This window comes from Dictyobacter formicarum (assembly GCF_016587435.1).
Map to the genome: position 1 here is coordinate 1 of NZ_BNJJ01000053.1, position 9,489 is coordinate 9,489.

Annotated in this window: 10 protein-coding genes; 8 read left to right on the forward strand and 2 right to left on the reverse strand. The window is 50.4% G+C overall.

From position 1 onward, the window contains the following. The 5 genes from JMI88_RS38865 to JMI88_RS38885 form a co-directional block, all read left to right on the forward strand. A partial coding sequence (locus JMI88_RS38865) for an exonuclease domain-containing protein (RefSeq protein WP_201367463.1) occupies positions 1-1,676 on the forward strand: 1,676 nt, incomplete at its 5' end. Positions 1,677-1,831: 155 nt separating this feature from the next. Beyond that, positions 1,832-2,425, forward strand: a complete 594-nt coding sequence (dcd, locus tag JMI88_RS38870; RefSeq protein WP_201367464.1) for a dCTP deaminase — start codon at positions 1,832-1,834, stop codon at positions 2,423-2,425. A 58-nt stretch (positions 2,426-2,483) separates the two neighbouring features. After that, positions 2,484-3,125 carry a dTMP kinase gene (gene tmk / locus JMI88_RS38875; RefSeq protein WP_236023261.1) on the forward strand — a complete coding sequence of 214 codons (642 nt, stop codon included), beginning with the start codon at positions 2,484-2,486 and terminating at the stop codon, positions 3,123-3,125. A gap of 298 nt (positions 3,126-3,423) precedes the next feature. Then, positions 3,424-4,797: an AI-2E family transporter gene (locus tag JMI88_RS38880; RefSeq protein ID WP_201367466.1), complete on the forward strand. Its 1,374-nt coding sequence runs from the start codon at positions 3,424-3,426 to the stop codon at positions 4,795-4,797. A gap of 164 nt (positions 4,798-4,961) precedes the next feature. Next, positions 4,962-5,840, forward strand: a complete 879-nt coding sequence (locus JMI88_RS38885) for a phosphatase PAP2 family protein (protein ID WP_201367467.1) — start codon at positions 4,962-4,964, stop codon at positions 5,838-5,840. Positions 5,841-5,916: 76 nt separating this feature from the next. Here the strand turns inward: JMI88_RS38885 and JMI88_RS38890 are convergent, their stop codons facing one another. Both JMI88_RS38890 and mocA read right to left on the reverse strand, forming a co-directional pair. Then, complete coding sequence (locus JMI88_RS38890) at positions 5,917-6,294, reverse strand: tetratricopeptide repeat protein (RefSeq protein ID WP_201367468.1); 378 nt, start codon at positions 6,292-6,294, stop codon at positions 5,917-5,919. 12 nt (positions 6,295-6,306) lie between these two features. Continuing rightward, the gene (mocA, locus tag JMI88_RS38895) at positions 6,307-6,948 is read right to left on the reverse strand and encodes a molybdenum cofactor cytidylyltransferase (RefSeq protein WP_201367469.1); all 642 of its coding nucleotides are present in this window, start codon (positions 6,946-6,948) and stop codon (positions 6,307-6,309) included. A 243-nt stretch (positions 6,949-7,191) separates the two neighbouring features. Between mocA and larE the strand changes: the two genes are divergently transcribed. The 3 genes from larE (at position 7,192) to nifS (ending at position 9,405) form a co-directional block, all read left to right on the forward strand. Then, complete coding sequence (larE, locus tag JMI88_RS38900) at positions 7,192-7,890, forward strand: ATP-dependent sacrificial sulfur transferase LarE (protein ID WP_201367470.1); 699 nt, start codon at positions 7,192-7,194, stop codon at positions 7,888-7,890. Next, on the forward strand, positions 7,844-8,077 hold the full coding sequence (locus tag JMI88_RS38905) for an adenine nucleotide alpha-hydrolase family protein (protein WP_201367471.1): 234 nt from the start codon (positions 7,844-7,846) through the stop codon (positions 8,075-8,077). The genes larE and JMI88_RS38905 overlap by 47 nt, the downstream gene beginning before the upstream one ends. 176 nt (positions 8,078-8,253) lie before the next feature. Then, a complete protein-coding gene (gene nifS, locus JMI88_RS38910; protein WP_201367472.1) occupies positions 8,254-9,405 on the forward strand; it encodes a cysteine desulfurase NifS in 1,152 nt (383 codons plus the stop codon). Positions 9,406-9,489 lie beyond the last annotated feature (84 nt).

The following is a 9,489-nucleotide window of genomic DNA, read 5'->3' on the forward strand; positions in this document are numbered from 1 at the left end:
GCTTTACGGGTATTACGCAGTCAATGGTCAATGAGGCCCCCACGGTTGACCAGGTATTGCCCGAGCTGTTAGCTTTTATCGATGGAGCTCCACTGGTTGGCCATAATCTCGGTTTCGACCTCAACTTTTTAAATTTTGAAGCCCGGTTGCTGGACCTCTCCTTCCCGATTGATGGCTTTGACACCATTCCGCTGGCGCGCCGTTTCTTACCCGCATTGAAGCGCTTCAAATTGGACCTGGTGGCTACTCATTTGAATATTGAAACCCGACATCGCCACCGGGCCTTTGGGGACGCCGAAGTGACGGCGGAAGTATTTTTGCGCATTCTGTCTCTGGCTCGCAATGAAGGCATTTCAACGCTGGGCTATCTACGGCGCCGCTTACAATTGCCCGTCACCTGGAGTGGCGACATTACCCTGGTTAATGCTCATAAAGGGAGAGAGCAATGGCGCGCAGATGGCAGCTTATCTCCTACCGCCGCCGCCAAAGCCCGACCAAACGGCGGCCTGTTCCTAAATCCCGCCTGGAAACGAACCTTTCCCACAAAGCCGGGCGTTTATTTAATGAAGGATGTGCATGGCCAGGTTATCTATGTGGGAAAAGCCAAATGTTTAAAAGAGCGCCTCTCATCCTACTATAGCCAGCCTCTGGGCTATACGCGTAAAATGGACGGCTTGCTGCAGAATGTTAAAGAGATCGAGACACGCGTACTGGGATCAGAATTAGAGGCCTTACTGGTGGAGTCGCGCCTGATTAAAGAGCTTCAACCAGCTTATAATGTGCAATTGCGCAACTACGAATTGTATCCATTTATTAAAATTGATGTGCAGCATATGTTTCCGCGTGTTTATGCCACCCGTGAGGTAGCAGCGGACGACGCCCGCTATTTTGGCCCTTTCCGCAGCCGGCGCATGGTGGATATTACCATTGAATTACTACAAAAGATTTTCCCGTTGCGTACCTGCACGCGTAGTTTACCGCCAGCCGCCAAAGCCAGCGATCCCTGTTTACGCTTTCACCTGGGTCGTTGTGCGGCTCCCTGTCGCGGCGATGGAGATGTCGAGGCCTATCAGCATGTCATACAGCAGGTGTGTGCTTTTCTGGGCGGCGAGAGCGAAGACCTGCTGGAGCGCTTGCGCAGGCAGATGCTGGAGGCAGCGCAGCAGCTCAATTTTGAGCGCGCGGCCTGGTTACGCGACGCGATTCGTAGCGCCGACGAAGTTTTGATCGGCCAACGTTTAATCACGGGCGCTGTTGAGGCCAACAATCTTTTTATCGTCTACCCTTCTGCTCGAGAAGGTTGCAACGAGATCTTTTTTATCCGCCACGGTCGCCTGATTGAGCAAAGCTGTGTTTCTCATGAGCCTGAGCAGATGCAGACGGTGATCAACAAGCTGCTCCAGCGGGCTATCGATCTGGGTGAGCCACCAGCCCTGGTAGGCAAAGCTGAAGTTGACCAGATTAACATTATCAGCCGCTGGATCCATCAGCATAGCAACGATCGGGCGTTTTTCCCATTTCAACAGGCTTTGACCAGTACTGAAGAAATGGCGGCCCTGGTTCAGCGCATCTGGCACGAAGTAGATGTGGCACGCGCGCTACCATTAGAAGTTAATAGCGAAGAGGCAGAAATTCTGGCTGCAGAGACTACTACATCTGAATATGATGCGCTATAATAATCTGATCGATAATCATATAAGTGGGTGCCCCCTTAATTAGTGGATACCCCCTTTCAAAATCTTCGTCCTACAGCCCGCGCGGCATATCGTGATTGGTGTGAGCAATCGGGGATGCAATAGTCAGTCATATTGACACAAGGAGCTATATTTTCATGTTACTGTCAGATAAGCGTATTGTGGAAGAGATGAAAAACGGCAATATCATTATTGAGCCGTTCAATGAGCGTCATCTGGGTCCAAATTCTTACGATTGCCGATTGGGTGAATGGTATTTCCAGGGCAATGCCAATGTGGAGGTTATGCATCTGGATATTCCAGAAGAGATTCGTGGCTATTGGGGAGAGCCCCGCCAGGCCAAAGATGGCAAGATTGCGATTCGCCCCGGCACCACCATTCTGGCGCATACACAGGAGATCATCGGTGGGCATAACGGCTATCTGGCAAAGATGTACTCGCGCAGTACGGTGGCGCGTTCGGGCCTCTCCGTCTGCCGTTGCGCTGGTGTTGGTGATGTTGGCTACATCAGCCGCTGGACTATGGAGATCAGTAATCATACCCAGACCACCATCTGGGTACCAGTGGGTTTCCGCATTTGTCAGCTTACTTTTGAGTATGTAGGTGAGACTCTGAAAGAATATCATGGTAAGTATGGGAATCGAGATCAGCAATGGTCACCTGAAGACATGCTGCCCAAACCATATTTTGACTGGGACTATGATGTCTATCGTACCGATCGTGTGCGCTAAATAGCACTGGCGGGCTTACTTAGTAGTAGGATGTATATCAGGAAGGTAGATTTTGAGTATGGGCCGAGGATACTTTATCTCGTTTGAGGGCCTGGATGGTGCCGGCAAAACGACCCAGATAGAACTGCTGGCAGGCTGGCTGGAGCAGCAGGGGATGGCGTATGTGCGTACCTGCGAACCCGGCGGTACACCTCTGGGAATAGAAATTCGGCGCCTGCTCTTTCATCAACCCGAACTGACCATTACACCACTGGCGGAGGCCTTCTTATTTCAAGCTGATAGAGCGCAACATTTTCAAACTCGGATCTTGCCCGCGTTAGCTGCCGGTAAGGTCGTCATATCGGATCGCTGCTTTGACTCAAGTATTGCCTATCAGGGAGCCGCGCAGGGTCTGGGAACCGAATTGATCGCTCAACTTTCCCATATTGCTACCCAGGGCCATGCTCCTGATCTGACCATCTTCCTCGATCTCGATCCCGCTCTGGTGCATAAGCGTACCAGCGCCTCCGATGGCAGACGTGAAGAGCAGAGCCGCTTCGATCGCGCCTCTGAACAATTTCACATCCGCCTGCGCCAGGCCTTTCTAGAACTGGCGCAGGCCAACCCTCAACGCATCAAGGTTATCGATGCTGCCCAACCTGCCGAACGCATTCACCAGAACATAGTAGATCTTATCAAGCCCCATCTCAATCAAAGCTAACCGACGCATGCGCGCTCATCAATTCCAGCATACTCATGTGTAGTGTGGGAGTCAGGCCGCCGCGGCCTGACTCCCACACTACAAAACCCCAGCGAGCACCGCAGGCGCGAGCGCCAAAGAAAGACGTAACGCATGGCGTTAGCTATAAAAAGTATGATAGAATCTTTTAGCTCTACAAAACTGCAGCAATTTTTCGCACTGGATCGTATTACCCTTAGAAAAAGGGTTACAAAATCTATGCCTGCAAAAGGTATTGACTTTTTCTCCTGGAATTATTTGAGCGAGAAGGATAAAAAGCATGGGCCAAATAAATTGGCAACAACGACGAGATATCTTGATTTGCATCATCTGTATGGGTTTGATCATATGGACGGCCTGGAATCTCGTCAATAAGTTTATCGATGCAGTCTTTCTATTATTATTGTCAATGACGATCGCTTTCCTGATTACGCCCATGACCAATGTCTTGGAGAGTAGGGGAGTGCCCAGGCTGTTTGCTACCATCATCTCATATGTGTGCGTACTTGTGTTTCTGGGACTCTTTTCTTATATTCTAGTGATTTCGTTCGTCAACCAGGTCACGATTTTCTCTGATACTATCGTACGCTTCACCCAGCATATCCCGGACAACTTCAGTGCCTTTCTTAAATTTTTGCGTGTGCAGGCGGGTATTCCACAGTCGCGTATCGATCAAGTGCTGAGCCAGCTAAATTCTCAAGTTACCAGCTTTGCCAATGCGGCTGTCACCAACACCATTAATGTCATTTTCGTTTTGACCAATACTTTCTTGAATTTTTTGATTGTATTAATGGTTAGTTTTTACCTGACCCTGGACGGCAAGCGTATTCGCGAGAGCATCATGAGTGTGATGCCCAAGCGTTCTCTACCAACGGCTTTGCTGTTTGAAGATGCACTGACACGGGTGGTCGGTAACTACATTCGTGGCCAGTTGACCCTGGCCTTGATCATTGGTATTGCAGTAGCTATTGTGTGCTGGGCAACTGGTCTGGGACAATTCGCGGTCATCTTTGGCGTACTGGGTTTCTTGTTCGAGACAATTCCGATGGTTGGACCCGGTTTAGCCTCGATCTCGCCGGTGGTTGTCTCGCTATTACTGCCTAATCCCTTTCCGCGTACACTGATTGTCATCGTTGCTTTTATTATTATCCAGATTTTTGAAAGTAATATCCTGGGACCACGTATTGTTGGCCATGCTGTTGGCCTGCACCCGGTTGTCTCAATTATGTCTCTGGTCGTGTTTGCCCAATTGTTTGGTGCTTCATACGGGCCCTTTGGCGGCGCCATTGGTGCTCTGGTTGCTACTCCCATCGTCGCTGCGGCCTGGGTGGTGGTCGCCAGTCTTTATCGCTCGGCCAGAGGTGAAACAGCAGATCAGATACTGGCCCGTAAGCGAGCACCCTGGACGCTCAAAAGGCCCTCGCCGTCCTCAGGCAAGTCCAGGCAGCAAAACGCTCCTGGATCTGTCTCCGGGATGTTGCGCCGAAAGACGCCAGTCGCTACTGGTGGGGTTACGCGCACTAATATAATTTCGGTTTCGCCACCGGAGAAAACTCGTGGCCAATCTAACAATAGTGAAAGTGAGCCAACTCAAGCGGACCAGGAAAGGTCCTCGCCAGAACAACCTGTTTCTGCATCAGAAGACAACAAGTAGTCAGTTTCACAATTGAAGAAGGAAGGCCACATAGCCTTCCTTCTTTTTGCCTAAAATGCCTAATTATCTTGCCATTTGCCAACAAAGTAACTACAATTTTCGTAAATATGCTGATACATGATAAAAATGATTTTTGCTGTGATTTATATAGGGAAATTTGACTGATGCAGACACGTGTACCTTCACAAAAATATGCTTCTGCGTTCCCATGGTTTATGGTGGCGGTTGGTGCGGGTATCGCTTTTTTGATCTATACGGCTATTTATGCCAGTGGCGTTTTGGATCAATCAACGCTAGCGATTGAGCGCTGGCTGCTCTGGCGTCCAATTACACGCCTGGATTGCTCATTTTATGAATGGCGGCACCTGGGGGAGGCCCAGGCAACCGCGGTAGTCCTGTTGATCCTGAGTGGTTTATGTATTCTGGCCGGACATAAGAAGCGGATACTGATCTATTTATTGTTGCTATTGTGCATAAGCGTCGGTTTTGAGCTCGGTGGGAAGATGATGTTTGCCCAGCAGATGCCTCCTTCACTGCGCTCGGGTATGACCGTCCTGACTTGTCCACAGATGGCCGATCAGCCTTTATCCGTCCAGGTTTCTGCAGGGCTGGGCTTGCTGGGACAGGTACCTGATCCTCCGCGTAAGCAGGTGAGCTGGGCACGCGATGTGGCGCAGATGCCGATTGATCCACGTATGGGCGATAGCGAGAATAGTTTTCCTGGTGGGCATGCGACCCGCTGGTGCCTGGCTGGATTGCTGCTGGCCTGGATTACGGCTCGCTATCTGCGGCCGCGCTTTCTGGCTAGAATTCTGGCGGTCGTATTCACCATTGGCTCGTTTCTGGGTGGTTTTATGCAGTTTTATATTGGTGTGCATTTTATTACCGACACCATTGCAGGTTATCTACTGGGTATTGCCCTCGGTTGTTGTGGGATTGGTTTCCTGCTTCTCACCGAGAAAGATCGCGTCCCCCGGGCTACTACGACTCATCCAGAACACCTTCCAGGCGGAGATACAACTATAGGTTTGCTACGCAAATAACAAAGTTTTTTCTCTAACAAGTTAAGTAGAGACACAAAAAGACCGACTTATGTGTCGGCCTGGCGATTTATCGTTGTTAAAGTGCTTCCAGCCTTTTTTTGCGCTGCCTGGCCTCACGATAATCTGGCTCAATCTCCAGAGCCTTATTAACTGCCGCCAGGGCTGCCTCTTTATGTCCTAAAATGCCTTCGACCCAGGCCTTACCATCCCAGGCCGTCACATTTTGTGGGTCCAACTGTAAAGCCTGTTCAAAATCTTTTAGGGCCTCTTCATAATGGGCAAGCATAGCCTGACAGGTTCCGAGAGCATACCAGGCTTCTGCATTGCTGGCATCCAACTTGACCGAGCGCTGGGCCGCCGTCAGCGCCTCCGCGTAGCGAATCGAATTGGAAAGCTGCTGACTATAATCAAGCCAGAACAGGGCCTGTTTTTTCTGTGCGTCTGATATCTCCATTATCTTGTCCTTTTATGTTGTTTGCTGGCTTTGCCAGATGGTGAGCGCTGCTTGATAGGCTTCCCAGGTATCGACGTCATGCTGAGCCAGGGCATCGCTCAGCTCGATTTGTTCCACCTCATCTGCATGGCGGGTGATCACGCTGCGCCCCCCTTCATCACCGCTGACGGCTACCAATTCTGAAAATAAACTGGCATCAAAAAGAACTGGATTGCCACGCTTTCCATGATAACACGGAGCGATGATGCGTTTCCCGCTTTGTTGCCAGGCACTGAGCAGACGATCGATCAACTGCGTGCTGACAAAAGGCTGATCTCCCAGCATAACCAGAGCAGCCGCGCAGCCAGGATATTGAGCAAGTGCCTGGATACCTGTGCGCAAAGATGTACTCATGCCGGCACGATAGTCGGGATTTTTCTGGACATTTAATTTGTTATGGTTCATGTAACTAGAGAGCGCGGCGGCAACTTGTGAAGATTGGTGTCCAAGCACAACAATCACCGGGGTCGCTTGAGACTGCAGGGCAGCTTCAACCACATGAGCGAGCACTGGTCGTTCTCCAAGTGGTAGGAGTAACTTGTGATGGCCGTGAGACATGCGGCTTGAACTGCCGGCCGCCAGGATCAATGCGGCGACCGAAGCTATTTCTGACATCAGGCACCCTTTCTTTTAGACTATGAGCAGGTTGACATGAATGATTCTAGTTATTGTACATTTGTATTTTACGCGCTCAAAGCTGGAATAAGAAGATTGTAGATAATGATATAATAACGGCTAGTTACTATAGCGATGATGCTGATGGCTGTTTACTGCAAGTTGTGTGGCTGAAACCGGCCTCCTCTGGGCTGCGGTTGCGTATAACGCTGGCCGTAGACTGCACGCGTTCAGGAGTTTTAGATGGTAAATACCCCTCATATACATGATGAAAAGAACATTGTAGCGTTGGATGCTGAGACGCAAGCGAAATACGAGCAACTACAGGCGATTTTACGCGAGATGGGTTCGGTGTTGATCGCCTATTCGGGCGGTGTAGATAGCGCGCTCCTGCTCAAAGTTGCCCATGATGTACTGGGCGATCGAGCTATGGGCGCTATTGCTTCCTCGCCGGCCTATGCCGCTGAAGAGACGGAAGAAGCCATTACGGTTGCGCGCCAGTTGCAGTTACCTTTAATAACCCTGGAAACCCATGAATTAGAAGATGAGCGCTATGTCAAAAACGATGTCAATCGCTGCTACTTTTGTAAGACCGAGCTCTTCACCAACCTGGAGCCGCTGGCAAAAGAACACCATCTAGAACATATCGCTTACGGCGTCAACAAAGACGATGATGGAGATTTTCGCCCGGGGCAGCGTGCGGCCCGAGAGTTTAAAGTACGAGGTCCGTTAAAAGAAGCCGGAATGGGTAAAAAAGAGATTCGAGCCATTGCTCGTTTGCTTGGCATGCCGGTCTGGGATAAGCCAGCCATGGCTTGCTTCTCTTCGCGTATTCCCTATGGTAGCAAAGTAGATGTTGCATCGCTACAAATGGTGTATAAAGCGGAAAAAATTCTTGCGCGAACTGGGCTTCCATCAGTTGCGCGTGCGTCACCACGATAAAATTGCCCGTATCGAGGTCGAGCGCTCAGAAATTCCACGCCTGATTGAAGATGAAATGAGCCTCAAAGTGACCGATGGTCTGCGCAAAATTGGTTATACTTACGTGACGATGGACCTGCTTGGTTATCGCACCGGTAGTATGAACGAGGCATTCTTTAAAAAGAAAAAGAAGCAGCCAGAGGCATAGACAGGTGGACACAAGGTAGGTGCGACTGTGTGAATCACGGTGTATAGGCATCTACACCGTCTGCTTGCCTTCCTCTGTGGTATAATTTACGTATTGACTGGCGGTAAAACACTCGTCAAATGATATAAGTAAGAACCTTATCTTTACTAGCAACTGGATAACAGGAAAAAGATACCATGTCAGAGCGCACTATCTATCTCGATCACGCAGCCACTACCGCGCTAGATCCACGCATACTTGATGCTATGTTGCCCTACTTTACAGCTGAATATGGTAATGCCAGCAGCATCTATACGCTTGGACGCCATGCCATGCAGGCAATTGATCACTCGCGCGAGCAGGTGGCCGAGCTTTTGCATGCTCGTCCTTCTGAAATTGCTTTTGTAGGCTGTGGAACGGAAAGTGATAATCTGGCCATCAAAGGGATGGCGTTTGCCGCGCAAAAGAAAGGTAATCATATTATCACCACGCCGATCGAGCATCATGCTGTGCTGCATACCTGCCAGTATCTAGAGCGTTTTGGTTTTTCAACTACCTATCTGCCCGTAGACGAGTATGGCATGGTCGATCCTGATGACGTTGCGCGCTCGATTACCGATCAGACGATCCTTGTCTCCGTCATGTATGCCAACAACGAAGTGGGGACCATCGAACCCATCGCTGAAATTGGACGTATCTGCCGGGCCCGTAAGATTCCTTTCCATGTTGACGCGGTTCAAGCTGGCGGAGCCCTGCCAATTGATGTCCAGGAGCTCAAAGCTGACATGCTCTCTCTTTCAGCGCACAAGTTTTATGGTCCAAAGGGCATAGGTATTCTGTACGTACGCCAGGGGATGCGTATTCTACCGCAACTGCAGGGTGGCTCACAGGAACGTGGGCGCCGCGCTGGCACAGAGAATGTGGCAGGTATTGTGGGAGCCGCGACCGCCCTGGAACTGGCTTATGCCGAACTGTCTCAGGTTACTCCCCGTATTCAGGCTTTACGCGATCGCTTGATCGAGGGCATCTTACAGATTCCTCGTAGTCGGCTTACCGGGCATCCTACCCGGCGCCTTCCTAACAGTGCCAGCTTTGCATTTGAAGGCGTTGAAGGCGAATCAATCCTCTTGAATCTGGATCTGTTGGGCGTGGCCGCCTCAACCGGCTCGGCCTGTACATCAGGTTCTGTTGATCCCTCGCACGTACTGGTCGCTATGGGCTTCCCGCCCGAATGGTCCCATGGTAGCCTGCGCCTGACACTGGGCAAACGCAATACTGAAGATGAAATCGAAACTGTTCTTACCGCCTTGCCTGGTATCATCGAGAGATTGCGTGGATTAGGCATCTAAATAATACATAGACGCGCTCTACGACGCTCTCTGCTCAACTCGCCTGCTATTGCTCTGCCACCTGACCAGGGCAGAGCAATTTAT

Excerpts from the sequence above, each read along its gene's own strand:
- dcd (WP_201367464.1), top strand. The coding sequence starts at position 1,832 with ATGTTACTGTCAGATAAGCGTATTGTGGAAGAGATGAAAAACGGCAAT.
- tmk (WP_236023261.1), top strand. The coding sequence starts at position 2,484 with ATGGGCCGAGGATACTTTATCTCGTTTGAGGGCCTGGATGGTGCCGGC.
- JMI88_RS38880 (WP_201367466.1), top strand. The coding sequence starts at position 3,424 with ATGGGCCAAATAAATTGGCAACAACGACGAGATATCTTGATTTGCATC.
- JMI88_RS38885 (WP_201367467.1), top strand. The coding sequence starts at position 4,962 with ATGCAGACACGTGTACCTTCACAAAAATATGCTTCTGCGTTCCCATGG.
- JMI88_RS38890 (WP_201367468.1), bottom strand. The coding sequence starts at position 6,294 with ATGGAGATATCAGACGCACAGAAAAAACAGGCCCTGTTCTGGCTTGAT.
- mocA (WP_201367469.1), bottom strand. The coding sequence starts at position 6,948 with ATGTCAGAAATAGCTTCGGTCGCCGCATTGATCCTGGCGGCCGGCAGT.
- larE (WP_201367470.1), top strand. The coding sequence starts at position 7,192 with ATGGTAAATACCCCTCATATACATGATGAAAAGAACATTGTAGCGTTG.
- nifS (WP_201367472.1), top strand. The coding sequence starts at position 8,254 with ATGTCAGAGCGCACTATCTATCTCGATCACGCAGCCACTACCGCGCTA.